The organism is Plantibacter sp. T3 (genome assembly GCF_902506515.1).
In the GTDB taxonomy this organism is placed as follows: Bacteria; Actinomycetota; Actinomycetes; order Actinomycetales; family Microbacteriaceae; genus Plantibacter; species Plantibacter auratus.
Genome location: NZ_LR733286.1, coordinates 2,096,664 through 2,122,627, shown reverse-complemented (window position 1 = coordinate 2,122,627; position 25,964 = coordinate 2,096,664). Strand labels below are relative to the sequence as shown.

General features: G+C 69.8%; 25 protein-coding genes and 1 tRNA gene. 7 read left to right on the top strand and 19 right to left on the bottom strand.

Annotated elements, in window-relative coordinates:
• Positions 1 to 71: 71 nt before the first annotated feature.
• From GV015_RS10185 to GV015_RS10175, 3 genes are all read right to left on the bottom strand, one after another.
• Positions 72 to 1,496 (bottom strand): PhoH family protein, encoded by a 1,425-nt coding sequence (locus GV015_RS10185; RefSeq protein WP_159878185.1) that lies wholly within the window; start codon positions 1,494 to 1,496, stop codon positions 72 to 74.
• A gap of 203 nt (positions 1,497 to 1,699) precedes the next feature.
• Positions 1,700 to 2,866: an aminotransferase class V-fold PLP-dependent enzyme gene (locus GV015_RS10180; protein WP_159878184.1), complete on the bottom strand. Its 1,167-nt coding sequence runs from the start codon at positions 2,864 to 2,866 to the stop codon at positions 1,700 to 1,702.
• Positions 2,863 to 3,645 (bottom strand): isoprenyl transferase, encoded by a 783-nt coding sequence (locus GV015_RS10175; protein ID WP_064296447.1) that lies wholly within the window; start codon positions 3,643 to 3,645, stop codon positions 2,863 to 2,865. The genes GV015_RS10180 and GV015_RS10175 overlap by 4 nt, the downstream gene beginning before the upstream one ends.
• Before the next feature lie 73 nt (positions 3,646 to 3,718).
• Between GV015_RS10175 and GV015_RS10170 the strand changes: the two genes are divergently transcribed.
• Positions 3,719 to 4,435 carry a hemolysin III family protein gene (locus GV015_RS10170; protein ID WP_079705497.1) on the top strand — a complete coding sequence of 239 codons (717 nt, stop codon included), beginning with the start codon at positions 3,719 to 3,721 and terminating at the stop codon, positions 4,433 to 4,435.
• A gap of 43 nt (positions 4,436 to 4,478) precedes the next feature.
• Here GV015_RS10170 and GV015_RS10165 read toward each other — a convergent pair whose 3' ends face one another.
• Both GV015_RS10165 and mca read right to left on the bottom strand, forming a co-directional pair.
• Positions 4,479 to 4,802, bottom strand: coding sequence for a hypothetical protein (locus tag GV015_RS10165; RefSeq protein WP_079705496.1), 324 nt, complete (start codon positions 4,800 to 4,802; stop codon positions 4,479 to 4,481).
• Complete coding sequence (gene mca / locus GV015_RS10160; RefSeq protein ID WP_079706259.1) at positions 4,799 to 5,674, bottom strand: mycothiol conjugate amidase Mca; 876 nt, start codon at positions 5,672 to 5,674, stop codon at positions 4,799 to 4,801. The genes GV015_RS10165 and mca overlap by 4 nt, the downstream gene beginning before the upstream one ends.
• A gap of 168 nt (positions 5,675 to 5,842) precedes the next feature.
• On the opposite strand from mca, the gene GV015_RS10155 reads away from it, so the two are divergent.
• Positions 5,843 to 6,277 carry a DUF4307 domain-containing protein gene (locus tag GV015_RS10155; RefSeq protein ID WP_159878183.1) on the top strand — a complete coding sequence of 145 codons (435 nt, stop codon included), beginning with the start codon at positions 5,843 to 5,845 and terminating at the stop codon, positions 6,275 to 6,277.
• A 156-nt stretch (positions 6,278 to 6,433) separates the two neighbouring features.
• Positions 6,434 to 6,925: a transcription elongation factor GreA gene (gene greA, locus GV015_RS10150; protein WP_229938696.1), complete on the top strand. Its 492-nt coding sequence runs from the start codon at positions 6,434 to 6,436 to the stop codon at positions 6,923 to 6,925.
• Between the two features lie 85 nt (positions 6,926 to 7,010).
• Here the strand turns inward: greA and ilvA are convergent, their stop codons facing one another.
• Positions 7,011 to 8,267 carry a threonine ammonia-lyase gene (ilvA, locus tag GV015_RS10145; protein ID WP_159878182.1) on the bottom strand — a complete coding sequence of 419 codons (1,257 nt, stop codon included), beginning with the start codon at positions 8,265 to 8,267 and terminating at the stop codon, positions 7,011 to 7,013.
• Entirely contained in the window at positions 8,264 to 9,586 is a 1,323-nt protein-coding gene (locus GV015_RS10140; protein WP_159878181.1) for an AI-2E family transporter, read from the bottom strand. The genes ilvA and GV015_RS10140 overlap by 4 nt, the downstream gene beginning before the upstream one ends.
• 111 nt (positions 9,587 to 9,697) lie before the next feature.
• Here GV015_RS10140 and GV015_RS10135 point away from each other — a divergent pair, with 111 nt between their 5' ends.
• Both GV015_RS10135 and GV015_RS19270 read left to right on the top strand, forming a co-directional pair.
• On the top strand, positions 9,698 to 11,044 hold the full coding sequence (locus GV015_RS10135) for a winged helix-turn-helix domain-containing protein (RefSeq protein WP_159878180.1): 1,347 nt from the start codon (positions 9,698 to 9,700) through the stop codon (positions 11,042 to 11,044).
• Between the two features lie 38 nt (positions 11,045 to 11,082).
• Positions 11,083 to 12,591, top strand: a complete 1,509-nt coding sequence (locus tag GV015_RS19270; protein WP_159878179.1) for a hypothetical protein — start codon at positions 11,083 to 11,085, stop codon at positions 12,589 to 12,591.
• 80 nt (positions 12,592 to 12,671) lie between these two features.
• On the opposite strand, the gene GV015_RS10125 is transcribed toward GV015_RS19270, so the two are convergent.
• The 6 genes from GV015_RS10125 to GV015_RS10100 form a co-directional block, all read right to left on the bottom strand.
• Positions 12,672 to 13,556 (bottom strand): M48 family metalloprotease, encoded by an 885-nt coding sequence (locus GV015_RS10125; RefSeq protein WP_159878178.1) that lies wholly within the window; start codon positions 13,554 to 13,556, stop codon positions 12,672 to 12,674.
• 19 nt (positions 13,557 to 13,575) lie between these two features.
• Positions 13,576 to 14,142: a LemA family protein gene (locus GV015_RS10120; RefSeq protein ID WP_064296457.1), complete on the bottom strand. Its 567-nt coding sequence runs from the start codon at positions 14,140 to 14,142 to the stop codon at positions 13,576 to 13,578.
• A gap of 134 nt (positions 14,143 to 14,276) precedes the next feature.
• Positions 14,277 to 15,587, bottom strand: coding sequence for a D-arabinono-1,4-lactone oxidase (locus GV015_RS10115; protein WP_159878177.1), 1,311 nt, complete (start codon positions 15,585 to 15,587; stop codon positions 14,277 to 14,279).
• Complete coding sequence (locus GV015_RS10110) at positions 15,587 to 16,831, bottom strand: alanine racemase (protein WP_159878176.1); 1,245 nt, start codon at positions 16,829 to 16,831, stop codon at positions 15,587 to 15,589. Before GV015_RS10110 ends, GV015_RS10115 begins: the two co-directional genes overlap by 1 nt.
• The gene (locus GV015_RS10105) at positions 16,831 to 18,087 is read right to left on the bottom strand and encodes an MFS transporter (RefSeq protein WP_159878174.1); all 1,257 of its coding nucleotides are present in this window, start codon (positions 18,085 to 18,087) and stop codon (positions 16,831 to 16,833) included. Before GV015_RS10105 ends, GV015_RS10110 begins: the two co-directional genes overlap by 1 nt.
• On the bottom strand, positions 18,084 to 18,713 hold the full coding sequence (locus tag GV015_RS10100; RefSeq protein ID WP_159878172.1) for a TetR/AcrR family transcriptional regulator: 630 nt from the start codon (positions 18,711 to 18,713) through the stop codon (positions 18,084 to 18,086). The genes GV015_RS10105 and GV015_RS10100 overlap by 4 nt, the downstream gene beginning before the upstream one ends.
• Positions 18,714 to 18,910: 197 nt before the next feature.
• Between GV015_RS10100 and GV015_RS10095 the strand changes: the two genes are divergently transcribed.
• On the top strand, positions 18,911 to 21,106 hold the full coding sequence (locus GV015_RS10095; RefSeq protein WP_159878170.1) for a hypothetical protein: 2,196 nt from the start codon (positions 18,911 to 18,913) through the stop codon (positions 21,104 to 21,106).
• A gap of 107 nt (positions 21,107 to 21,213) precedes the next feature.
• The gene (locus tag GV015_RS10090; protein WP_159878169.1) at positions 21,214 to 21,651 is read left to right on the top strand and encodes a hypothetical protein; all 438 of its coding nucleotides are present in this window, start codon (positions 21,214 to 21,216) and stop codon (positions 21,649 to 21,651) included.
• 57 nt (positions 21,652 to 21,708) lie between these two features.
• Here the strand turns inward: GV015_RS10090 and GV015_RS10085 are convergent, their stop codons facing one another.
• From GV015_RS10085 to GV015_RS10060, 6 genes are all read right to left on the bottom strand, one after another.
• Positions 21,709 to 22,020, bottom strand: a complete 312-nt coding sequence (locus GV015_RS10085) for a rhodanese-like domain-containing protein (protein ID WP_064296463.1) — start codon at positions 22,018 to 22,020, stop codon at positions 21,709 to 21,711.
• Positions 22,021 to 22,295: 275 nt separating this feature from the next.
• Positions 22,296 to 22,550 (bottom strand): hypothetical protein, encoded by a 255-nt coding sequence (locus GV015_RS10080; protein ID WP_138946673.1) that lies wholly within the window; start codon positions 22,548 to 22,550, stop codon positions 22,296 to 22,298.
• A gap of 95 nt (positions 22,551 to 22,645) precedes the next feature.
• Positions 22,646 to 22,861, bottom strand: coding sequence for an Lsr2 family protein (locus tag GV015_RS10075; protein ID WP_064296464.1), 216 nt, complete (start codon positions 22,859 to 22,861; stop codon positions 22,646 to 22,648).
• A 36-nt stretch (positions 22,862 to 22,897) separates the two neighbouring features.
• Positions 22,898 to 22,971: transfer RNA gene (locus tag GV015_RS10070), tRNA-Leu, on the bottom strand.
• A gap of 102 nt (positions 22,972 to 23,073) precedes the next feature.
• The gene (locus GV015_RS10065; protein WP_159878168.1) at positions 23,074 to 24,639 is read right to left on the bottom strand and encodes an NAD(P)/FAD-dependent oxidoreductase; all 1,566 of its coding nucleotides are present in this window, start codon (positions 24,637 to 24,639) and stop codon (positions 23,074 to 23,076) included.
• A 66-nt stretch (positions 24,640 to 24,705) separates the two neighbouring features.
• Positions 24,706 to 25,944: a S8 family serine peptidase gene (locus GV015_RS10060; RefSeq protein ID WP_159878167.1), complete on the bottom strand. Its 1,239-nt coding sequence runs from the start codon at positions 25,942 to 25,944 to the stop codon at positions 24,706 to 24,708.
• Between the last annotated feature and the right edge of the window lie 20 nt (positions 25,945 to 25,964).

Genomic DNA, 25,964 nt, shown 5'->3' with positions numbered 1-25,964 from the left:
GCCCTCGGCGTTCTCCACAGGCGGCCGGAGCCGGCGGAGCGAGCCTCGCGAGCCCGCTCCGCCGACGGCCGCTAGGCCAGTTCGTTCCCTTCGAGCATCTCGGTCACGAGTGCCGCGATGGCCGAGCGCTCCGAGCGCGTCAGCGTGACGTGCGCGAACAGCGGGTGCCCCTTGAGCGTCTCGATCACCGAGGCGACGCCGTCGTGTCGGCCGACGCGCAGGTTGTCGCGCTGGGCGACGTCGTGCGTGAGGACGACCCGCGAGTTCTGCCCGATCCGGCTGAGGACCGTGAGGAGGACGTTGCGCTCGAGCGACTGCGCCTCATCGACGATCACGAAGGCGTCGTGGAGCGACCGGCCGCGGATGTGCGTCAGCGGGAGCACCTCGAGGATGCCCCGTTCGACCACCTCGTCGAGCACGTTCTGCGAGACGACCGCGCCGAGCGTGTCGAAGATCGCCTGTCCCCAGGGGTTCATCTTCTCGCCCTGGTCGCCGGGCAGGTACCCGAGCTCCTGGCCGCCGACCGCGTACAGCGGGCGGAACACCATGATCTTCTTGTGCGCCTGTCGCTCGAGGACGGCCTCCAGACCCGCGCAGAGGGCGAGCGCGGACTTCCCCGTCCCGGCTCGACCTCCCAGCGAGAGGATCCCGATCTCGGGGTCGAGCAGGAGGTCGATCGCGAGCCGCTGCTCGGCCGAGCGTCCGTGCAGACCGAAGACGTCGCGGTCGCCGCGGACGAGCTTGTAGCTGCGCTTGCCCGTGACCCGCCCGAGTGCGGATCCCCGGTCCGAGTGGATCACGAGGCCCGTGTTGATCGGCAGGCCCTCGATGATCGGCGTCATCCCCTCCTCGCGCTCCCACAGCGTGCTCATGTCCTCGGAGCCGAGGGTGATCTCGGACATGCCCGTCCAGCCGGAGTCGACCGCGAGTTCCGCCCGGTACTCCTCCGCCTGCAGACCGATGGAGGCCGCCTTGACGCGCAGCGGCAGGTCCTTGGACACGACCGTGACCGTCAGGCCGTCGTTCGCCAGGTTCAGCGCGACCGCGAGGATGCGCGAGTCGTTGTCGCCGAGCTGGAGACCGGACGGCAGCGAGGCCATGCTCGAGTGGTTGAGTTCGACCCGCAGGGATCCGCCGTCACCGACGGGGATCGGGAAGTCGAGGCGTTCGTGCTCGATGCGGAGCTCGTCGAGGATGCGGAGTGCCTGACGTGCGAAGTAGCCGATCTCGGGGTCGTTGCGCTTGCCCTCGAGCTCGCTGATGACGACGACCGGGATGACGACGGCGTGCTCGGCGAACCGGAAGAGCGCCTTGGGATCCGACAGCAGCACGGAGGTGTCGAGCACGTAGGTGATCTCGGCCTGCGCCTGATCTCCCCCGCTCGCCGTGTGGTCGGCGGGTCGCCGGCTCGGTCTCGTCGACGCGTCCCGCGTCTCGGTCCCGGCTGACGTGTTCTGGATTTCTCGCGAGGCCACAACCACTCCCACCCCGAGCATCTGATGCTCGGATCACTGTGCGAAACGGCCGCCTGCAGGGTTTCGAGCCGAACTTGTGTGGCCGTCTCGACCGGGCTCCATGCCCGATGAGATGAACGTACGTCCGGCCGCCGACATCGACGCGACGACACGCCCCGTGTCCTGTTACGGGGAGGTGAACAGATGGGGGCCGTCTCCTGGCCCGCCGGTGGTCGGACGGCGGCTCAGTAGCTCGCGGCCGTCGCGAACGAGAGCAGCGCACCGCGCAGCTGGTCCAGCGTCTGCCGGCTGGTACCGGCGTGCACGCTGAGCCGCACGGCCCCGGCGCGGATCGTCGCGGTGACGCCGTGGTTCTCGAGCGAGGTCCACAGCGTGTCGAGGACGGACTCCTCCGGCTCCAGGACGACGATGCCCGCGCGTTCGTGCTCGTCTCGCGAGGAGACCACCGCGACGCCGAACTCGTCCGCGAGCTCGATCACCTCGGCCGTGAGCTCGGCGATCGCGGCGTGGACCGTCGCGGTCCCGACGGCGACCGTGTCCTCCAGCGACGCGGCGAACCGCGCCGCCGCGAGCGGGTCGGGCCTGGTGATCGAGTACGCGCGCGCCGATCGGCTCGGTGCCGGGGTCGCGCTGAACGGCCAGGGCTCGTCGGTGCCGGTCACGCCGGAGAAGACCGGCTCGAGTCGCTCGACGGCGCGGTCGCTCAGGGCGAGGAATCCGGTGCCCCAGCCCGCCCGCATCCACTTCTGCCCGCCCGAGGCGACCACGTCGGCGACGGCGTAGGGGGCGTCGACCACTCCGAAGCCCTGGATGGCGTCGACGATCAGGAGGCGGTCGCCGATCGCCTCGCGGACGGCCTCGAGGTCGCAGACGTATCCGGTGCGGTAGTCGACGAGACTCACGGCCACGGCGGTGACGGCGTCGTCGAGCTGCTCGCGCACGCTCTCGGCCGTGACGTGTCCGCGTCGCGTCTCGAGCCATCTCGGCGTGAGCAGGTGCCGGTGCTCGGCGGCCCGCTCCGCGGCGAGCGGCAGCGTGGGGTATTCCAGGCGGGAGAGCAGGACCGTGCCGCTCAGGCCGAACATCGCGTGCATGAGGCCCTGCGAGGTGTTGGGCTGGGCGACGACCTGGTCGGCTCGGAACCCGGTGAGTGTCCCGACGGCGGTCCGCATCCGTTCGTCCTGCACGTCGACCGCGCCGAGCGTGCCGGGGGTCGCACTCGCGAGCACGTCGTTCCAGCGGCTGCCCTCGAGGACGACGGACGCCGCCAACGGACCGACACTGCCGTAGTTGAGATAGCCGTCGACCTCACCGAATCCCGCTTGGAAGGTCTCCAACCGGGACGCCGTCTCCGGCTCGTCCGGCTCCGAGGCCGGAGTCGAACGGCTCATCCGCCGAACCGCCGCTGCCGTCTCGAGAAGTCGCGGAGGGCGCGGAGGAAGTCGACCTCGCGGAGGTCGGGCCCGAGCGCCTCGACGAAGTAGAACTCGCTGTGGGCGCTCTGCCAGAGCATGAAGTCGCTCATCCGCTGTTCGCCGCTGGTGCGGATGACGAGGTCGGGGTCGGGCTGGCCTCCCGTGTAGAGGTGCTCACCTATGAGGTCGGGGGTGAGCAGCGCCGCGAGGTCTTCCAGGCTCCGACCCTCGAGGTGGTGCTTGGCGACGATGGCGCGCATCGCGTCCACGATCTCGGTCCTGCCGCCGTAGCCGACCGCGAGGTTGATGTGCATGCCGGCACGGTCGGCCGTGCGCTCCTCCGCGCTCGTCAACGCCGTGCGCAACGACTCCGGGAGACCGTCGCTCGAACCGACGTGCTTCACGCGCCAGTCACGGTAGTGAGACAGCCCCTCGGCGAGGTCGGCGATGATGTCGACGAGGTCGTCCAGCTCGTCCGGTGCGCGGTTCACCAGGTTGTCGCTCGACAGCAGGTACAGGGTGACGACGCCGATGCCGAGGTCGTCGCACCAGGTCAGGAACTCGCGCATCTTCGCCGCACCGGCCCGGTGGCCGTGCGCCGCTGTGTCGTACCCGAGCTGCTTGGCCCACCGCCGGTTGCCGTCGATGATCATCGCGACATGGTGCGGCAGCGTCTGCGGAGTGAGCGCCTTCCGGAGGCGCCGTGCGTAGACGCCGTACAGGAAGCCGTCCACCGGTGCGGAATGCCTCGTCATCACCCTGCAACGCTAGTGCAGTTTCCTGCATCGCTCCCAGTACGCGTTCCGTGCCACCCCGTATCCTGGACCCATGACGAGTGGAGACCCCGAGCTGCCGAAGCTGCCGTTGCTCGAGGTCGCCGCCGACGATGCCGCCGCACCGGAGGAGGTCAAACCGACCTGGCGCGGATGGCTGCACGCCGGGATTTTCCCCATCTCGATCGTCGCCGGGATCGTCCTCGTCGTGCTCGCACAGGGCGCGGCCGCGAAGTGGAGTTCGACGGTCTTCGTGCTCACCTCGATGCTGCTCTTCGGGAACTCGGCGCTGTACCACCGGTTCTCCTGGCGTCCCTCGGTCAAGCTCCTCCTCAAGCGGATCGACCACGCCAACATCTTCCTGTTGATCGCCGGCACCTACACGCCGCTCGCCGTGCTCGCGCTACCACCGGCGCAGGGCAACCTCCTGCTCGTGCTCGTCTGGGGCGGCGCGCTCCTCGGCATCGGTTTCCGCGTGTTCTGGATCAACGCCCCGCGGTGGCTCTACGTCCCGCTCTACCTGGCACTCGGGTGGGGTGCGGTCGCGTACCTCGGCGACATCGCCCGCGGCAACTTCGCCACGATGGTGCTCGTCGCCGCCGGTGGCCTGTTCTACACGGTCGGCGCGGTCATGTACGCGATGAAGCGACCGAACCCCTGGCCGGGGCGGTTCGGGTTCCACGAGCTCTTCCACCTGTGCACGGTGCTCGCGTTCCTCTGCCACTGGACCGGGATCCTGCTGATCGCGATCGACCCGGTCTACAACCGCTGACGACCGGCGGCCCGGCGCGCGGCGAGGCGTCGCGGTGGTGGTGTCAGCGGGCCGACTGGTCCGACGGCGGGCGAGGGTCGTCCTCGACGCCTGCGGGGGCCGCCTCACCGGTGTCGCTTCCCGCGCGGTCCGCGGCTGCCCGCTCGGCGACCTCGGCCTGGAGCCGCTCGTCGATCTCCGCGCGGTAGTTGACCCGGCGCACGCGACGCACCATGTCGATGACGAGGAACACGACGACGCCGGCGATGGCGAAGGTGATCACGAAGCCCCACGGTCCCGGCGTCACCTGGTTCTCGTCGAACGCCGGCGAGGGCGACGGCGACGGCGTGACCGCCAACAGGACCTCGGTGAACAGGTGGTGCATCATGCGGTTCCTTCGCTGGTGTCGATGCCGTCGAACAGCTCCGACTCTGGGGTGGTCGACGCGACGTGCGACGTGACCAGTTGGTAGTCCTCGAACGGCCATGCGGCACGGAGTACGTCGTTGGGCCAGAAGAAGAACGGTGAGTCTGGCGGCACCTGGCTGCCGTGCGCCCGGAGCGCGGCGTCGCGCGCCTCGAAGAAGTCGCCGACGCGCACGTGCGTCGTCGCGAGATCGGGCCGGCCGGCCATCCACTCGCGCATCTCGGCCAGTCGCTCGACCGCCGGGTCGTCGGGGTGGTGCTCCAACAGGTAGGCGTACACGGCCTCGAGCCGGGCGGGGCTGAACGAGCGGTCGTAGTACAGCTTGTCGACCCGCCAGGGCTCGCCCGCTTCGGGATAGCGCGTGGGATCTGCCGCCGCTTCGAACGCCGCGACGCTCACCTCGTGGCACCGGATGTGGTCGGGGTGCGGGTAGCCCCCGTTCTCGTCGTAGGTGATGATGACCTGCGGCCGGAAGGAGCGGACGATGCGCACGAGCACACCGGTCGAGACCTCGAGGGGGATGTCGGCGAAGCTCGCGGGTGGGACCGTGCCGTCGTCGCGGGCCATCCCGCTGTCCTGATAGCCGAGCCACCGGTGCTCGATGTCGAGGATCTCCTGCGCCGCGGCCATCTCGAGGCGACGGTAGCCGGGGAGGTCGCGCTCGATCATCGCGACGTCGGCGAGTCCGGGGTTCTGGAGGTCGCCGCGTTCACCACCGGTGCAGCTGACGACCATGACCTCGGCGCCGAGGCTCCGGTAGTGCGCGAGGGTCGCCGCACCCTTGCTCGACTCGTCGTCGGGGTGCGCGTGCACGGCGAGCAGTCTCATGGTCATGGTGCTCCGCCTTCCGGCTGGTCTGCGCGAGGGGACCGCTTCGCGACTCGTGACGTGACGACGCGGTCGGGACTCCGCATCCAGGAAGAGGCAATACGCTTGAGGTGTCGACCTCGAGGCGTCTCGCACTCCTGGTCCAGCTTAACCGTTCGAACCGGAGCCCGTGACGTGACCTCTCCCCTGCAGGATGCCGGCCCTCAGGACGCCATCGCGGCGCGATACGGACGCACCCCTGGCAACCGTGCCCGCGACCGCCGCCTGATCTGGCTGGCCGCCGCCGCGTTCGCCGTCGTCTTCATCGCGTGGGTCGTGTGGGCCGGTCTCGACGGCAGTCGGCCGAGCATCGAGTCGCGCAACACGGCGCACGAGATCGTCGACGACACGATGGTCAGCGTGTCCTTCGAGGTCACCGGTCCGCAGGACACCCCCATGGCCTGCTCGGTCCAGGCGCTCAACGAGCAGTTCGCGGTCGTCGGATGGAAGGTCGTCGAGCTGCCGCCGTCCGAGCAGCGCACCCGCACCTTCACGGAGAGCGTCCGCACCACGGAGCTCAGCAACACCGGCGTCGTCGACACCTGTTGGGTGGTCGAGCGCCGCTCCTGACCCGCGACGGCGTCGGCGCGTGCACCGCACTCGCGCGCCGATCGTGCGATACTCGAAGGCAGTACTTCATACGCCCCGGCATTCCGCCGGGGCGTCTGGCATATGACGGGCGTTTCGGCCGTCGTGTGCGGACCCACCATGCAAAGGAGTTCCATCGTGTCCGAGCAGATCCAGGAGACGTTCCTCACCCAGCAGGCCTTCGACCGGCTGCAGGCGGAACTCGAGCACCTCAGCACGACGGGCCGCGAGGAGATCGCCAAGCGCATCGAAGCGGCTCGCGAAGAGGGCGACCTCAAGGAGAACGGCGGCTACCATGCCGCGAAGGACGAGCAGGGCAAGCAGGAGGCCCGCATCCGGACGCTCACGCAGATGCTGCGCGACGCCAAGGTGAGCGAGGCACCGCAGTCCAGTGGTGTCGTGGAGTCCGGCACCGTCATCACGGCCGTCGTCGCGGGCGGCGAGGAGCGGTTCCTCCTCGGCAGCCGCGAGATCGCCGGCAACACCGACCTCGACGTCTACAGCGAGGGCAGCCCGCTCGGCGCCGCCATCCTCGGTCTGAAGATCGGCGAGAAGACCACCTACGAGGCGCCGAACGGCAAGGAGATCACCGTGTCGATCAGCGCGGTGGAGACCTACACCGGTTCCTGATCCGGTACGTCGCGCCTTCGCGACCGACCAGACGCAGCAGGGCCCCGCCGATACGGCGGGGCCCTGCTGCGTTCCGTCGGTCGGATCAGTCGTCGACGATCTGCGGGTCGTACCCCGCCTCGCGGAGTGTCTGCACGACGAGGTCGCGGTGGTCGGGCCCGCGCGTCTCGATGCTGAGCTCGAGTTCGACGTCGCTGATCTGCAAGCCGTGGCCGTGTCGGGTGTGCAGCACCTCGATGACGTTCGCGTTGGCCTGCGCGACGAGCTCCGCCGTCCGTGCGAGCTGCCCCGGTCGGTCGGGCAGCGGGATGCGCAGCGTCAGGTAGCGGTCCGACGCCGCGAGGCCGTGACTGACGACCCGCTGGAGCAGGAGCGGGTCGATGTTGCCGCCGGAGAGGATGGTGACCGTCGTGCCGGTCGGTTCGATCTTCCCGGCCAGGATCGCCGCGACACCGGCGGCTCCGGCAGGTTCGACGACGAGCTTGGCGCGCTCGAGGAGGACGACGATCGCCCGGGCGAGGTCGTCTTCGCTGACGGTGACGACTTCGTCGACGAGGGCGCTGATCATCTCGAAGTTGAGCTCACCGGGGCGGGCAACGGCGATGCCGTCGGCGATGGTCGGCTGCACGGTGATGGTCGTCGGGGTTCCGGCTTCCAGCGACGCCGGGTACGCGGCCGCGTTCGCCGCCTGGACGCCGATCACGCGGATGGTGCGTCCTTCGAGAGCCGCGCGCTGCTTCATGACACCCGCGACACCCGAGATGAGCCCGCCGCCGCCGATCGGCACGATGACCGTCTCGACGTCGGGGACCTCCTCGAGGATCTCGAGCCCGAGCGTGCCCTGCCCGGTGATGACGTCCGGGTGGTCGAACGGCGGGATGAGGATGGCACCGGTCTCCGCGGCGAACTCGGCGGCGGCGATCAGCGGTTCCGCCACCGTGTGGCCGCGCAGGATGACGTGCGCACCGTAGTCGCGCGTGGCGGCGAGCTTCGGGAGCGGGACGCCGACCGGCATGAAGATGGTCGCGGTGATGCCGAGCTCACGGGCGGCGAAGGCGACACCCTGCGCGTGGTTGCCCGCTGAGGCCGCGACGACGCCGCGCGACCGCTCCTCGGGGGTCAGGCTGGACATGCGGTTGTACGCGCCGCGGATCTTGTAGGAGCCGGTGCGCTGGAGGTTCTCGCACTTGAGGTGCACGGGCACGCCGAGGACGTCGGCGAGGTAGCGGGAGCTCTCCATCGGCGTGCGCTGGACGGTGCCGACGAGGGTGTCCCTGGCCCGCTCGAACGCGGCGAGCGACGGGCCGGGGAACACGGGTGTGGTGGTCGTTGAATCGGTCATGGTGTGCGGGGTCCTGGACTTTCTGGGGACGAGGTCTCTCGGAGGTCTTCGCTGGGGTGCTGGGGCTCCTGATCGCCTGGGCGATCCTGCGGCTCGTGGGACGAGCGGAAGCCCGGACGGATTCGCCTGGGGGTCGGGACGGTCTGCCAGATGGCGCCGTCGGCACCCGGTTCCGGAGGAGCACTGCCGCCGGTCCGCCAGGTGCCGCTGGCGATGGTGTGGACCATCACGTTGATCACGGCCACCACGGGCACCGCGAACAGGGCGCCGGGGATGCCGGCGACGAGCGTGCCGCCCGCGACGGCGAGGACGACGGCGAGCGGGTGGACCTTGACGGCCGTACCCATGATGAGCGGCTGCAGGACGTGGCCCTCGAGCTGCTGGACGAGGAGCACGACGCCGAGCATGAGCAGCGCGATGACGGGACCGTTGTAGACGAGCGCGAGGAAGACGGCCACGGCGCCGGTCACCACGGCGCCGACGATCGGCACGAACGAGCCGAGGAAGACGAGCACGGCCACCGGGATCGCGAGCGGGACGCCGAGGAAGAACGCGCCGAGTCCGATACCGACCGCGTCGATCGAGGCCACGAGGATCTGCGTGCGGACGTAGTTGCCGAGCGTCCGCCAACCTGCGCGACCGGCGCTGTCGACCGCGGGGCGTGCCCGCTGCGGGAAGACGCGCACCGTCCAACGCCAGATCGTCCGACCGTCGATGAGCATGAACAGCAGACAGAAGAGCGTCAGGAAGACGCCCGTCGCGACATGGCCGAGCGTCGAACCGATCGACAGGGCGCCCGAGAGCAGGACCTGGCTGTCCTGCTGGAGCGAGTCGAACGCCTGGGCGATGAAGTCGTTGAGCTGTGTCTCGGTCACGTGCAACGGACTGGCGAGCAGGAAGGCCTTGAAGTCGCCGTAGGCGGTCATGGTGCGGGCCTGCACGGAGGCGAACTGCGAGGTGATCTGCGAGATCGCGAGGAAGATCAGCCCGCTCACCACGGAGAGCGTGCCGACCATCGCGAGCGCGATGGCGAGACCCTTCGGCCAGCGGTGACGCACCAGGACGTCGACGACGGGCTTCAGGAGCGCGGAGACGAGGACGGCGATGAGCAGCGGGATCACGATGAGCCGGAGCTGCACGACGAGGAAGACCAGCAGCGCGACGACCGCGGCCACCAGCAGGATCCGCCAGGACCATGCTGCGGCCACGCGCATGCCGCGCGGGACGCTGCTCGATCCGCTCAGGTCCGGTTCGCGCACGGGCGAGGCCGCTTCGGGAAGGAAGCGTCCCCACCAGGTCTTCGGAGTGTCGTCCGCCATTGCTCAAGTGTATGGCTGGCACATGCCGGTGAGCGCATGCGGACGCCGGTCGGGCGGCGGTGCTTCCGCCGGTGCACGGCGGGTGTCCGACGCCGGTGCTAGCGTCGGGCCGTGTCCGCTTCCCTCTCCCCCGCCCTCGCCCGACGGATCGCGCTCGGTGCGCAAGGGTTCGGCGCCCCGCAGCGCACGACTCCGGCGGGTACCCGCACCCTGCGCTCGACGATCGATCGCCTGGGTCTCCTGCAGATCGACTCCGTCAACGTGTTCGAGCGCAGTCACTACCTGCCGCTGTTCGCGAGGCTCGGCGGATACGACAAGACGCTGCTGGATCGGCTGACCCTCGGAGCCGACGCGCCCTACCTCGAGTACTGGGCGCATGAGGCGGCCTTCATCCCCCGCGACTCGTGGCCGTTGTTCCGGTGGCGGATGGACGCGCACCGCGCGAAGCATGCCGGCGACGAGACCACCTGGGCGAGCCAGAACACGGAGATGTTGGACTGGGTCCGAGCGCTCCTGCGCGTCGAGGGGCCGCTGAAGGCGAGCGAGATCGAACACGACGCGAACGTCCGACGCGGACCCTGGTGGGGATGGTCCGATGTGAAACGGGCGTTGGAGGTCCTGTTCCTCTACGGCGAGGTGGTCACGGCCGGTCGCGACCGGTCCGAGCGCCGGTACGCGCTGGCCGAGCACGTGCTGCCGCAGCACCTCCTCGACCTCGACATCGCCCGGCCCGACGCGATCCGTGCGCTCGTCGAGCAGGCAGCGGCAGCGCAGGGCGTCGCGACCGTCGCGGACCTCGCGGACTACTTCCGGATCAAGCCGCAGACCGCGGTCCGCCGAGCTGTCGACGAGCTCGTGGACGCCGGAGTCCTCGAACCCGTGACCGTGGCCGGCTGGGACCGACGCGGTGGGCCGCAGGAAGCGTGGCTGCACCGCGACGCCCGACGGCCGCGGCGGATCGAGAGGGCCGCGCTGCTCAGCCCGTTCGACCCCGTCGTCTGGTTCCGCGAACGCGCCCTCCGCATGTTCGGACTCCACTACCGGATCGAGATCTACACGCCGGAGCCCAAGCGCATCTACGGCTACTACGTGCTACCGGTGCTCATCGACGGCGAGATCGTCGCGCGCGTCGATCTGAAGAGCGACCGCCAGTCCGGGGTCCTGCGGGTCCAGTCCGCCTGGTTCGAGCGTGGACACCAGGATGCCGTCGCCAGAGGGCTTCGTCCCGTCGCCGACGACGCGATCGCAGCACGCCTCGCGGAGCTCCTCGAACAGACGGCCCGCTGGCAGGGACTCGACGCGGTGGTCGTCGTCGACCGCGGGACGCTGGCGGCGCCCCTCGCGCATGCGGTCGGCACCCGGCTCGTCCCCGGCTCGCGCGCGCCGGAGATGGGTACTACTCCCCATGCTCAGGAGGCGCAATCACTCTCAGGGGATGCACACCGACTGCTAAGTTGATGAGCACCTTCATGGTCCGAAACGAGGGGAACCCGCCCATGAGCAACGACGACACCACACCACAGCAACCAGGCCGACCGAACCCGGGCGAGCAGCACAACCAGCCGTCCCAGGGCGACCAGCAGCCCTCGTACCAGCAGGGTCAGCAGCAGCCCAACCCGTACCAGTCCGGCCAGCAGCAGACGCCGAACCCGTACCAGCAGGGCCAGCAGCAGACGCCGAACCCGTACCAGCAGGGTCAGCAGGGTCAGCAGAACCCGTACCAGTCCGGGCAGCAGCAGACGCCGAACCAGGCGCCCCCGGCTCCCTACGGTCAGCAGACCGGTCAGCAGCCCGGCGCCCAGAACCCGTACCAGCAGGGCCAGCAGGGCCAGCAGCCCAACGGCCAGTACGCGACGGCGCAGAACCCGTACGCGACCGGCGCTCCGAAGCAGCCGATGGACCCGAAGCAGAAGAAGCGGATCATCCTGTGGTCGTCGATCGCCGGTGGTGCACTCGTACTCATCGCCGCCGCCGCCATCACCATCAGCGTGCTGAACACCACGGCGTTCGGCCCGCAGGCGAAGGTCGAGGAATACCTCAAGGCCATCGCCGCCGGCGACGCGAAGCTCGCGACGAGCCTCGTCGCACCGGACCCCTCGATCGTCGGCAGCACCGACGACGAGTCCGCAGAGCCCGAGGCCACCCCGGACCCGTCCGCGTCGGCCGATCCGGATGCGGACGCCGAAGCCGAGGCTCCGGCCGCCGTCAAGCCGACCGCACTGCTCACCAACGAGGTCCTGAAGGGCGCCGACGAGCGCATCAAGAACCCTGAGGTTGGCCGCGTCTACAACCGCAACGGCGAGGCACGCGTGCAGGTCACGTACGAACTCGGTGGCAAGAAGTACGAGGACTCGGTCACGCTCGAGAGCGAAGGCAAGCAGTTCCTGTTCTTCGACCAGTGGAAGCTCGCCAGCTCCCTCGTCGGCAGCATCAACGTCTACACCGGTCTCGGTGGCACGGCGTTCAGCGTCAACGGCGTCAACTTCGACGGCGCGTCCGACGAGAGCCTGTTCGCCTACCCGGCCATCTACACGGTCGCTCCGCCGGAGAGCAAGTACCTGCAGGGCGACGCCCAGACCATCACGCTGAGCTCATACAGCGCCGGCGAGGGTTCGGCCTTCATCGACATCGACGTGACCGCCACCGAGGCGCTCACGACCGAGGTCACGAAGCAGGTCGTCGCGATGATCGAGAAGTGCCTCGACGCCACCACGCTCGACACCACCTGTGGCGTCATGCCGGACTGGCAGCAGAAGCAGTTCACGAGTGTCGGCCCGGTGACCTGGACGCTCACCTCTCCCCCGACCGTCGAGGTCGATGAGAGCGGTTCGTACTTCTACACCTCGGACGGCCGGATCGACGGCTCGTTCGACGCCTCCTGGTACGGCAGTGCCGTGGCGGGGCAGCAGGTGTGGGACACGTACCTGAACTTCCCCGGCAAGATCACGATCGACGCCGACGACAAGGTCACGGTGACGTTCGACTCCGACGAGCAGACCGAGTAGCGGTTCTCGTCTGAACGCCGAATGGGGCGGCACCTCCGGGTGCCGCCCCATTCGTGTATCCGGGGCCGGGAGGCCCTCGCCTAGAAGCCGCCGCCGATGGTGCTCAGGCGCTTGATCCGTTCGACGAGCGGCGGGTGGGTGCTGAACAAGCGGGCGACCGCGCCGGGCTTCAACGGGTCGGAGATCCAGAGGTGCGCCATGGACGAGTTCTGCTTCGCCATCGGTCGACCGTAGGCGGCGAGCTTCCCCAGTGCGCTCGCGAGCGCTTCCGGATGACGGGTCGTGAGGGCGCCCGTCGCGTCGGCGAGGTACTCGCGCTGACGTGAGATGGACAGCTGGACGAGCGTCGCGAGCAGCGGTGCCACGAGCATCGCCACGATGCCGATGATCAGCATGACGGGGTTGCCGCCGTTGTTGTTGTTCCGGTTGCCGCCACCCCAGATCGTCATCCGGAGGAGCATGTCGGAGAGGAACCCGATCGCGACGACGAGCCCGAAGACGACCATGGACACGCGGATGTCGTAGTTGCGGACGTGACCGAGTTCGTGGGCCATGACCCCCTCCAGCTCGGCGTCGTTGAGGATCTCGAGGAGGCCGGTCGTCGCGGCCACCATCGCGTGCTGGGGGTCGCGACCCGTCGCGAAGGCGTTGGGCGCCGGGTCGGCGATGAGGTAGACCTCGGGCATCGGCGCCCCGGTGGTGATCGCGAGGTTCTCGACGATGCGGTACAGCCTCGGGTTGTCGGCCAGCTCGATGCGCTGCGCGCCGGTCATCGCGATGGCCTGCCGCCCCGCGAAGAAGTACTGGATCACCGCGTACACGACGGCCACGACGAGCACCACGATCGTGATCGTCAGGTTCTGGTAGAGATACCCCGCGAGCCAACCGAGGCCGCCGATGATGACCAGGAAGACGACGAAGATCAGGACCGTGTTGAGCTTGTTCCTGGCGATGGCGCGGTACATGGGACTGCGCTACCGCACGTCAGAACTGGACGCGCGGCGGTTCGGCGATCGCCGCGTTGTCGGTGACCTCGAAGAAGTCGTGCTCCGAGAACCCGAGGCCCTTGGCGAACAGGTTGTTCGGGAACACCTTGACCTTGGTGTTCAGCTCCCGGACACCGCCGTTGTAGAACCGGCGCGAGGCCTGGATCTTGTCCTCGGTGTCGACGATCTCGGACTGGAGCTGGAGGAAGTTCTGGCTCGCCTGGAGCTGCGGGTAGGCCTCCGCGACGGCGAAGATGCTCTTCAGCGCCTGCTGCATGTGGGTCTCGGCCTCACTCACGGCCGCCGGCCCCTGCGCGGTGAGCGTCTCGGCACGAGCCTTCGTCACGTTCTCGAACACGGCCTTCTCGTGCGCCGCATACCCCTTGACCGCCTCGATGAGGTTCGGGATGAGGTCGGCGCGTCGCTTCAGCTGGACGGTGATGTCGCTCCATGCTTCCTCGACCCGCACGTTCAGCGTCACGAGCGAGTTGTACGTCACCCAGAAGTAGATGCCGACGATGACGACCAGGGCGACGACGATGAGGACTGGGATCAGCCATTCCATGAGGATGGGCTCCTTGTGAGTCGATGGAGAGCGGGTCTGCTCATTCTACCTGCGACCCGCCGGTGCCCTTGGGGAGTTCGGAGGAAGCACGCAGCAGGCGTGCAGCGCGGATGCACCGGACACCCGGCGGGCCGTCACTCGCCGAGGACGCGGGCGAGGTACCGGTTGCCGAACAGACGGCCGGGGTCGAGGCGGTCGCGGAGGCGGACGAACTCGTCGAAGCGAGGATAGGCGCCACGCAGGGACGATGCGTCACGGCCGTGCAGTTTGCCCCAGTGGGGCCGACCGCCCAACTCGATCATGATCGCCTCCACGGCGCGGAAGTACTCCCCCGGGTCCTCACGGAAGAAACGGTGCACGGCGACGTAGCCGGTCGCTCGTCCTGATGCCGTGGAGAGCCACAGCTCGTCGGCCGCTGCGACCCGGACCTCGATGGGGAAGGAGATCCGCCACCCCCGCTCCTCGATGAGTGCGCGGATCCGGGCGAACGCGGTCGGGAGGTGCTCGAGCGGCACCGCGTACTCCATCTCCACGAACCGCACCGTGCGGCTCGTGGTGAACACGCGCGTCGACCGATCGGTGAACTCACGGTCGCCGACGAGGCGGTCCGCGAGCCGGTTCACGCGCGGGACGGTGGCCGGCGCGACGACGCCCGTGTTGCAGAGGACCCGGTAGACCCCGTTGGCGAGGAGCGTGTCGTCGACCCACTTCGCGACCGGGCGGAGTGGCCTGGTGGGCGCGTCACCCGGCAGCCGGTGGTTCGTCTTGGTCAGGGCGGTCGCGGTGTGCGGGAACCAGTAGAACTCGAAGTGGTCGACGGCGGCGGCCCGGTCGAGCAGCGCTGGCAGCAGCTCGTCGAGCGACTCAGGCCGTTCCACCGCGTGCAGCACGAACGCCGGGACGCACTGCAGCGTGACCTCGACGAGGATCCCGAGCGCTCCGAGCCCGAGCGCCAGTGCCGGGAGGAGCCCTGGTTCCTGCTGGGCGTCCGACGTCAGCAGCTCGCCGTCCGCCGTCACCATCGTCACCCCGACGACCTGCGTCGCGATGCCGCCGAACGCCATCCCGGTCCCGTGGGTGCCGGTGGAGATCGCGCCAGCGACAGACTGCCGGTCGATGTCGCCGAGGTTCGGCATGGCGAGACCGAACGGTTCGAGGAGGCGCGGGATGTCATGGAGGCGCGTACCGGCGCGGAGGGTCACGCGGCTGCGTTCCCGATCGACCCGGACCAGGCCGCTCAAGGCGTCGAGCTCGAGCAGCACACCGGGCGCCACGGCGATCCCGGTGAAGCTGTGACCGGCTCCGACCGCCTTGATCGGGAGGCCCGCCCCCGCTGCGGCACGCACGAGGCGCTGGACCGCGCCGACCGAGTCGGGCCGCTCGACCCGCACGGGCCACGCCCGCTCGGTCCGCGCCCAGTTCGTCCACGCTGTCGTCTTCCCCATCAGACGAAGCCCTGCCCTTCGCCGCGGTACGTCGGTAGAACGGCTTCCACCCCGTCGGCCCCGACCACGTGGAAGGCGTCCACCCGTTCGCTGAGCTCCCCGGACTTCGTGTGCCGCAACCAGACGCGGTCACCGAGCCGGAGCGACGCAGCCGCAGCCCCGGAGACCGGCGTCTGCACCTCGCCGGCCATCTCCCGCGGGAGCATCTCGAGGCCCTCCGGCCACGCGACGAGCGGGAGGCGGTCGAGCCCTGGCGGACCGGAGGCGACCCATCCGCCGCCGAGGATCGTCGCGAGCTCCGGCGACGGCTTCCGGACGACCGACAGACCGAACGCCGCGGCCGGTGCCGGGGTGAACGCCCGGTAGTGGTCGAAGAGGTGTCCGCCGAAGACGCCACTCCCGGCGGCGATCTCGGTCACCGAGTCGTCGGACGCGGTGAGCTCCAGGGATCCCGTCCCGCCGCCGTTGACGAACTCCAGCTCCGCGACCGCTCGGACCTCCGCGACCACGGCGGCACGACGTTCCCGGAGTTCGGCCCACGAGCGCCGCTGGATCGCGCGGAGCGCAGCCGACCACGCCGGTCGACCCGCGAGGTCGTCCCCCTGCCCGGCGATCTGCGCCTCGTAGGCCATGATCCCGACCAGCCTGAAACCGGGTCGGGCGACGACCGCCTCCGCGAGAGCCCGGACCTCGTCCGGCGTGCGCAGGGGCGAGCGGCGGACACCGACGTGGCCGAGGGCGGGCGCGCGGAACGAGGCGTCGAGCTCGATGCACACGCGGATGCGTGCACGTCGCTCCGGAGGTGTCACCGCGTCGACGAGGTCGAGGTGGTCGAGGGAGTCGATCATCAGGGTGATCCGCGAGGCCGCCCGTTCGTCGGCTGTCAGCCGCGCGATGGCACCCCGCTCCGCCGTCGGGTAGCCGACCACGACGTCGTCCACCGTCTCGGACAACCAGAGCGCCTCGGACAGGGAGTAGGCCAGCACGCCGGCGTAGCCGGGTTGTCTGAGGAGCGCGTCGATCACCGCTCGGACACGGATGGATTTGCTGGCGACGCGGATCGGTTTCCCCGCGGCCCGTCGGAGCATGTCGTGCGTGTTGTGGCGGAGGGCTCCGAGCTGCAGGACGGCGACAGGCGAGTCAACGTCCGACACGGCCCGCTCGATTCCGCCCCAGTACCGTCTCGGGTCGAGCCAGGGCATCGGGTCGGAAACCCGGCCGCCTGCGGTCAGTTCGATGCTCATCAGCGCACTCCTCGTACTCGGGTGACGGCGACCGCCCCTGCGACGGCGCAGGCCGCGGAGACGAGGTAGAGGCCGGCGAATCCGCCGAGCCAGGCGACGAGGCAGGCGCCGATGAGCGGAGCGACCGCCTGCGGCACCGCCTGGGCGATGTTCATGATGCCGAGGTCCTTGCCGTGCGACGCCGGGTCCGGCAGGACCTGCGTCGCGAGCGCCTGGTCGACCGACATGAAACAGCCGTAGCCGAGCCCGATGAGCGCCGCCGACACGAACCCCATCGGCAGCGAGGGCCAGATCGCGAGCAGGAGTGCGGCGAGCGCCTGTGAGGCGGAGGCCGCGACGACGAAGACCCGTCGTCGGCCGATGCGGTCGGACAGTCGGCCGAGCAGGATCGAGGACCCGACCACGAACACCGTGTAGACGACCGTGACCAGCAGGAGGTCGGTCTCGGCGTCGGCGTCCCCGAGCCCGAAGAGCAGGAAGTAGAACAGCAGCGAGGTGCTGAAGGCGTTGCCGAGGTTCACGAGGACGCGGCTGAGCATGGTCCAGGCGAAGTCGGGGTGCCGTCGCGGTGAGATCCAGAGGCTCTCCAGGAGCGCGTGCACGGTGAGCGGCACGGGTCTATCGCCCGTCGGGAGTGGATCGGACAGCCGGAGGAAGGGCACGACGAGCACGATCAGGAGGACGGCGAGCGCCAGGTACCCCACGACCATCTGGGTGCCGAGCAGGAGCAGGAGGGCAATGCCGAGGATGACCCCGACAGCCTGCGGAGCGGAGATCCACCCCGAGACGAAGCCGCGCTGCCCCACGGGCACCTGATCGGAGATGGTCGCGGTGAGCGCCGCTCCGAGGATGCAGAAGCCGATGATGGCGAGGCACCAGCAGACGCCGATGCCGACGATGCCGGTCTGGAGTCCGAGGAGGACGAGCCCCAGGGCGAAGACGAGCGCACCAGCTGCGATCCACGGTCGGCGTCTCCCGAACCGCGACCGTGTGCGGTCGGACAGGGCGCCCGTCAGCGGATACACGACGATGGAGCAGAGTCCGGCCGCCCCGGCGACGACACCGAATGCGACGACGCTGTCCACCCAGTGTTCGGGAGCGAGCGTCGCGTCGATCTGCGCGGGCAGGAGGAGCTGCAACGGGGCGAGCTGGGCCATCCAGACGCCCAGCCAGGCGACCGCGAAGGCGGCGACCCAGCGCCCGGTGACCCGTCGGTCGGCCGGGTGGTCGACGGCCGCGGTGCCGAGGCCGCTCATCTCGGCCCCGGTTCGGCGAGGGTTGCGACGAGGTGCGCCACCGTCCCGACGAGTCGCCTGGCTTCGGCATCGTCGCGTCGCACCAGCCAGCCGAGTGTCAGCCCGTCGGTGAAGGCGATGACGGTCCGCGCGATCTCGTCGACGGGCTGCGTCCAGGTGCTGCCGCTGACCCTGGCGGCGAGCGCGAGCGCCTCACGCGCGAGCTCCTCGTACCGGCGGTACTGCTCGAGCGCGAGGTGCTCGAGGCCCGGCGTCCGCATCGCGTAGGCGCTGAGCTCCTGCATCGCCGCCTCCCGAGCCGGATCGGCGCGGAGGAGGTCGACGTAGCGTTGGAGGCCGGCACGGACGACGGCCTCGAGGGTGGGCGAATGCTCCTGAGTGGCCTCCTCGTCCGTCAGCAGCTCGCCGACGTCGAGGACGACGCGTTCATGCTCGACGACGTGTGCCACCAGTTCGGCGAGGAGCTCGTCGCGGGAGGCGAAGGCGTAGTGGAAGCTGGCCAGCGACATCCCGGCCTCGGCCACGATGGCCCTGGTCGTGGCGGCGGCGACGCCCTCGGCTGCGACGACGCGGAGGGCGGCGCTGATCAGCTCGGCTCGTCGGTCGACAACGGAGATCCTCGGCATCGCAACCCTTCCCGGGGCGCCCACGGGTCGTGCCGCTCCATCGCGGTCGACTCGACTGGGACGGATGACCCAGTCGCGCAAGTATGGCGGACCGCCGGCCCGAGCGCACCTGTCGCGACGGTTTTCCCGTGCGGATCGGCCGAGAATGTGACCCGATCTGGCGCGGGAGGTTGACTTCCCGCGGTGATCTTGGGGGAATGGAGACGGTGACCGGGGAACACGCGCGCGCAGGAACAGGAGTCCGATCGAATCGCTCGATCGGACGCGTCGCGATCCTCCTCGCCGTCTTCCTCTCGGCCGGACTCTGGACGACGACCGTCGCGGGCCCTGCATCGGCGACGCCCGAACCGCTCCCCACCCCGAGCGAGAGCGCTGCGACGCCGACACCACCGCCGCTCGACGGGCCGACCATCACGAGCCCCGATTCCGGTTCCTTCATCGGCAGCGGCAGCACCACCGTCACCGGGACGAAGGACGCCGGCACGGGGGTCCAGCTGCAGGTCGGCGACGGTCTCGAGCCGGTCTGCATCCTGCCGCAGGACGACAGCACCGAGTGGTCCTGCTCGATCGACCTGCCCGACGGCGGCGGACTGCTCATCACCGCCGTCGAGGTCGGCGGCCCGGAGACGCTCTCCGCGCAGATCTCCGTGTCCGCGCTCGGCCCGCCCACCATCACCGAGGGGACGCCGAGCAACGGCGGCGTCCGCGGCACCGCCCACCCCGGAGCGACGGTGACGGTCCGCGCCGACTCCGGTGCCACCTGCAGTTTCGCGGCGGACAGCTCCGGAAGCTGGTTCTGCGTGCTGGGCGAGCCGCTGCCGGCCGGCGACGTCTCCGTAACGGCGACGCAGCAGGCTTCGTTCAGCGGCAATCAGCGCTCCGACGCGTCCGCCCCGGTCGTGCTCACCATCGACCGCGACGCTCCGGCCCCACCCGTGATGTCCTCGCCGACGGCCGGACAGGCGATGCCGACCTCGGCGGCAAGCTACGCCGGCACCGGCGAGGAGGGCGCGACCGTCACCGTCTTCGCCGACTCGACGTCGGTCTGCACGGCGGTCGTCACCGGCGGCACTTGGAGTTGCTCCGGCGGTGGCGTGCCGGCGGGGGCGCACGTCGTCCTCGCGATCCAGCAGGATGCCGCGGGCAACACGAGCGGGGCGAGTACGGCGATCACCCTGACGTTCGGCGATGCATCGGCCGCGCCCGCCACGCCGGCACCGTCCGCCTCCCCATCGCCGTCCGACGGCCCCGAGCCTGCGCCCGCACCCGGGACACCCGCTCCGGGAACGCAGCAGCCGACCCCGTCGCCGAGCGGCGAACCGGTGCCCGGCGCCGCTCCACCCACCGGTGGTGGCGGCCTCTGGTCGGGGACGACGCCGTTCACGCAGACCCTCGCCTCCACGATCGACGGCCGTGGCCAGCCGGTCTGGTGGCTCGCCGCCCTCCTCGCCCTCGCGGCGGTGGCGCTCATCGCGATCCCGGCCCGACTCCTCGCTACCTCCATCGCCCCCTGGCGCGCCACGATCGCCGACCGTCGTCGTGCAGCGGTGACCGGGCGCAACCGACCGAGGGACGAGTTCGAGCGGGTCCCGTCGGTCCCGCTCCCGAATCGCACGGCGATGGCCGTCGTCACCGCCGTGCTCGCGGCAGGCATCCTCATGTTCGCGCACCCAGTGACCGGTCAGCCGGCGTACCTCCGGCTGTGGTTCGCCTCACTCATCGCCGTGGTCGCGATCAACGTCGTGGGCCTCCTCGCGCAGCTCGTCGTCGCCCGCCGAGCCAGGCTGGGCTCGATGCGCGTGAGCGTCCGTGTCGGCGGACTGGTGGCGGTCGGTGTCGTCACCGCGCTCTCACGCCTCCTGGCCGTGCAGCCGGCTCTGCTCTTCGCGCTATTGACCGAACTCCGACCCACACGGAGACCCGAAACGCATGAAGCCGGCTCGACATCCTCGACGGAGACCGATTCCGATGCCATCACGCCACGCATCGCGGGTCGCCTCGCGCTGGCCCGGATCGCTGCGGCCGCCGGGCTCGGTTCGGTCGCCTGGCTCGTGTCGGCGCTGGCCGGTGAGCCGAGCGGCGGCGTGGGCGCGATGCTCGTCGAGGCCGTGAACCTGACCGCGATCGCGGGGATCGGATCCGCGTCGATCGCACTCCTCCCCCTCGGCCCGCTCGGTGGACGCGCCATCCTCGCCTGGTCGAGGCCGGTGTGGCTCGGCAGCGCGTTCGTGGGATTCACACTGCTGTTCGGACTCCTGGGCCCGACGGCGACGGTTCCGGGTGCGGGTGACACGCTCGTCGGACTCCTGCTGGGGTCGCTCGCCTTCGCGGCGGTCGGAGCTGGGACGTGGGCCTGGAACCGTCACCTCCGGCCGCTCATCGACGCGCGCTAGGCCAGACTCCTCCGGCGACGGCGGTCGCGAACGGCCCTGGCCTACAATCGCGGTGAAGGCCACACACCGGGTCGAGAACCCGGTGCCGAGGTGCGAGAGGGTTCGGGATGTTCGGTTCGAAGAGGAAGCTCGACGATCTCATGGCGCAGCTCAGGCCTGACCTGAGTCGGGAAGCACTGGGCGTCGGGCCCGCATTCCCCGGCGTCGCCCCGAATCCGGTCCTCAGCGGAGATGCTCGCAAGCGGAACGCCGAACTGCGGACGGGGACGCTGGCGCTCGGTGTCCTCGTCGATTGGCGGGAGGTCAACAACAATCCACGCCTGGTCCTGATGCTCGACGTGGAGACCGCCGACGGCCGCTCGTTCCGCGGGATCGCCGACGAGAACTTCACGATCACGGAGCTCACCCGACTCGCCCCCGGACAGACGTTGCCCGTGCGCTACCGCCCGGACGTCATGGACCACTACGTCGCCCTCGCGCGCGACGCGGACCCCGCCCTGGTGCAGCAGCTCGCGGACGAGATCGCGAGACGCAAGCGGCGCTGATCCGATCGCCCGGGCGGCAGGGGTCGCGACGATCGCGATCCGATCGTCGGGGACGACTCAGCCGGCGTCGGCGGGACGCTCGACCGGCAGGCCGCTGGCGGCCCACTCGGAGATGCCCCCGGTGACGTTCACGGCGTCGTAGCCCTGCTGTTCGAGGTAACCCGTGACGCGGGCACTGCGGCCTCCGGAATGGCACATGACGTACACGGTCTCTTCGCGGGGCACCTCGTCGAGGTGGTCGAGGAAGGACGACATCGGCAGGTGTCGGGCACCGGGCACGCTGGCGACGGCGACCTCGTCGGCTTCGCGGACGTCGATGATGACGGCCTGCTCGAGCTTGCTCAGTTCGGTTGGGGTGATCTCCTGCATCGTTTCAGCCTACCGTCGAGGACGTACGGCCGGGCCGGAAGATGCAGCGGGCAAGCGTGAGGGCGAGGTAACCCGAATACCTCGCCCTCACTTGAGGCGTCTAGCAACCGGTCGACCAAGAAGCTTGCGGCTTCCGGGACCGGCTCACGGGTGACGCCCCCACCTCGAAGGTAGCGGACGGGAGGCACCTTGCGTGACGCAACACCGCCGTGTCGCGTTCGCGTCATGCGTTTCGTGCACCCCGTTCAGGGGTCAACGCTCGAGGCATCGTTGTCTCAGTGCGCGCTGTCGGGATCGCGAGGGATGTGCAGCTCACCCGGGTCGACATCGACGTCGCCGGTGTCGTCCGGACCACCGGTCCCAGGGGCGACGTTGATCATGCCGGAGGCGATGTCGGGATCACGGACGACGGGCTGCCCGTCGTCCTGCTTGGCCGCCGTCTCCGCCTCGCTGGAGGGGCTGTACGTGCGGTCTTTACTCGTCTGCTCGTCGTCGTTCAGGGCGTGGTCGTGGTCGCTCGGAGTACTCATGCTGAGCACGCTAGTCGCGCCCCCACGCCCGGCAGGGACCCTTGCAGGATCGGGGCGAACATGCTGAGGGGTACGACCGCCGTGCGGGCGACCGCTCAGTGCAGCCGGCGGAGCGATGCCGATGCGATGACGGGTCGTGCGGCCTCGACGTATGACGCCAGCGTCTCGCGCAGTGCCGCCGCGTTGTCGTCGGTCAGGTCGATCTCGTAGTTCTCGCCGTCGATGCCGAACCGGACCGTCTCCCCCAGCCCGCGAGGGATGTCGGAACCGTCGAGGTCGTCGACGAGCGTCGTGATCGTGCGGGTAGCCATGCGTCCATCCTTCCATGCGGTGCCGGTACGGCGACGTACCCCCGGTGGGGTTCGAACCCACACTGCGGCGATTTTAAGTCGCCTGCCTCTGCCAGTTGGGCTACGGGGGCGTGCACCTCATCGTATCGAGGCGTCGAACGCCGAGAGGCGCATGCCCCGGCGGACCGGATGACATGCGCCTCTCGAGGAACGGAGCTGGGCTCCGGACCGGACTACTTGTTCGCGCTGACTTCCTCAGCGGGCGTCGCGTAGGCCTGCTCGTCGTCGGCACCGGTCGGGGCGCCAGCAGCAGCAGGAGCCTCGGCAGCAGGAGCCTCGGCAGCAGGTGCCTCGGCGGCGGGCGCTGCGGCCTCGGCCGGGGCGGCCTTCGGCTTGCGCTTGACGGGAGCCTTGCGAGCGGGCTTCTCAGCCGCTGCGGGAGCCGCCGGAGCTGCTGCGGGGGCAGCAGCGTCTGCCGGGGGCTTCGGGCGCGACGCGAAGGTCTCGAAGGCCTCACGCGGGTTCTGCACGGCCGACAGGGAGACGATGTCGCGTCCCAGCCAGAAGTTGTTCCACCAGCCACCGAACACGCGGAACTTGCGCTCGAAGCTCGGCATGGCCAGCCCGTGGTACCCACGGTGCGCGAACCAGGCCGGGAGGCCCTTGATCGCCAGGTTGCCGGACTGGAAGACACCGACGCCGATGCCGAGACCGGCGACCGCACCCATGTTCTTGTGGAAGTAGTTCTTCGGCTCCTCGCCACGGAGGACCGCGGTGATGTTCTTCGCGAGGAGCTTGCCCTGACGGACGGCGTGCTGAGCGTTCGGCACGCAGAAGCCACCGACGCCACCGCCACTGAGGTCGGGGACGGCGGAGACGTCGCCGGCCGCCCAAGCACCCTCGACGATGTCGTCGTCGGTGCCGACGCGGAGGTCGGCGCGGGTCTTGATGCGACCGCGCTCCTCGACGGGGAGGTCGCCACCGCGGACGACGCCCGGGTTCGCCATGACACCGGCGGTCCAGACGATGAGGTCGGACTCGAACGACTCACCGGTCGAGAGCTCGATCTTGCCGTCGACAGCCGACTGCAGCTGGGTGTCGAGGTGCACGAGCGCGCCGCGCTCGGCCAGGTTCTTGAGGACCCAGTGGCTCGTCTCGATCTTGACCTCGGGCATGATGCGACCCATGGCCTCGATGAGGTGGAAGTGCGTGTCCTCGAAGGAGAGCTGCGGGTAGAACTTCAGCAGCGAGCTCGCGAACGAACGCAGCTCGGCGAAGACCTCGATACCGGCGAAGCCGCCACCGACGACCGTGAAGGTCAGCAGGCGGTCGCGCTCGGGCCCGGCCGGCAGGTTCGCGGCCTTGTCGAAGTTGGAGAGCACGCGGTCGCGGATCGCGACGGCCTCTTCGATGGTCTTGAGACCGATCGCGGTGTCGGCGACACCGGGGATCGGGAAGGTGCGGGAGACGGCTCCGGCGGTGACGACGATGATGTCGTAGTCGACCTCCCAGGGCTCACCGACCTCAGGCGTGATGGTCGCCTTCTTCTCGGCGTGGTTGATGCCCGTGACCTTGGCGGTGATCACGTTGGTGTGCTTCAGGTGGCGACGCGGCGAGACGACCGCGTGACGTGGCTCGATGGAACCGGCGGCGACCTCCGGCAGGAAGGGCTGGTAGGTCATGTAGGGCAGCGGGTCGACCATGGTGACTTCGGCCTCACCACGACGAAGCTGCTTCTCGAGCTTCCATGCGGTGTAGAACCCGGCGTAACCACCACCGACGATCAGAATTTTGGGCACGGCGAACGATCTCCTACGTCAAGACGATTGGTTCAGATGAGTGTCTGAGAATATCGGAACAGAGTACTACTTCTGCAGCACCCGCTTGAAATGCCTGGTAGCGCCTATGACACCGAGCGTGACCAGGCTACCAGTTCCGAGGAGGAGCGCCAGTGGCAGCGAGCCGTAGAGCAGAGTGCTCGGCGTCGGGAGGAACGGGTTGGCGCGCACCTCGACGGCCTCGTTCTCCGGGATCGCCGGGGGTACCGGCTCCGGTGTCGGCGACGGCTGCTCGGCACCCGGATCGGGATCGGGGACCTGCGGTGCCCGTCGGTAGAGCGTGATCCAGTCGGACAGCTGCTGCTCCGGCGAGGTCGCCGCCGGACCGACGGAACCGCTGACCGCCTTCGCGGCGTCGATGAGTCCTGCCCCGTAGATGGGGCTCTGTGCGGAGTCACCCACCTGCTTCGCCGTCGCCGTCACGCGCTTGATGGCGTCGGCGGCACTGAGCTCCGGCCAGGCGGAGCGGACGAGGGCCACGAGTCCGGAGACGATCGGCGCCGCCCCGCTCGTCCCCTGCCACTGCACGTAGGACCCGGCGGGCGTCACCCCGACGAGTTGCTCGCTCGGCGCAGCGACGGCGATCGTGATGCCCTGGCTCGAGGCGTCGAAGCTCGCCGACCCCGCGCGGTCCACACCGGCGACGGTCAGCACACCCGGGATCGTCGCCGGAGCACCGACCTCGACCGTCCCGCTCCCCCGGTTGCCCGCTGCAGCCACCACGACGACGTCGTGCGAGAAGGCGTAGAGGAAGGCGTCGTCCCAGCTCGTCGGCCAGTCGAGGCTGTTGCGCGTCAGCGACATGTTGATGACGTCCGCACCGTTGTCCACCGCCCACCGGACGGCGGTCGCGATCTGATCGTCCCAGGGGACGACGGCCGACCCGTCGGAGCCGAACCCGACCGAGACGGAGAGCAGGCGGGCCTCGGGCGCCACGCCGATGACCCCGGCACCGCCCGTGCGGCCACGACCGGCGATCATCGAGGCGACGAGCGTCCCGTGCTCGCTCCCCTCGGAACCCACCGGCGTCCGCCCGTCGGGACTCCCGAGCCCGGAGACGTCGACGCCACCCGCGACCGCCCCGGTCAACTCCGCCGGACCGCTCGCGATACCGGTGTCGATCACGGCGACGGTGACACCGGCGCCTTTCGTCGTCTCCCACGCCGTGGTGAAGCCGTAGTCACCGAGCCAGTACTGCATGTCGCGCACGGTGTCCGCCGACGCCGGGAGCGCCTGCGTCCCCACGAGCAGGAGCGCCAGAAGCATCGCGGACAGCGCCGACAGCG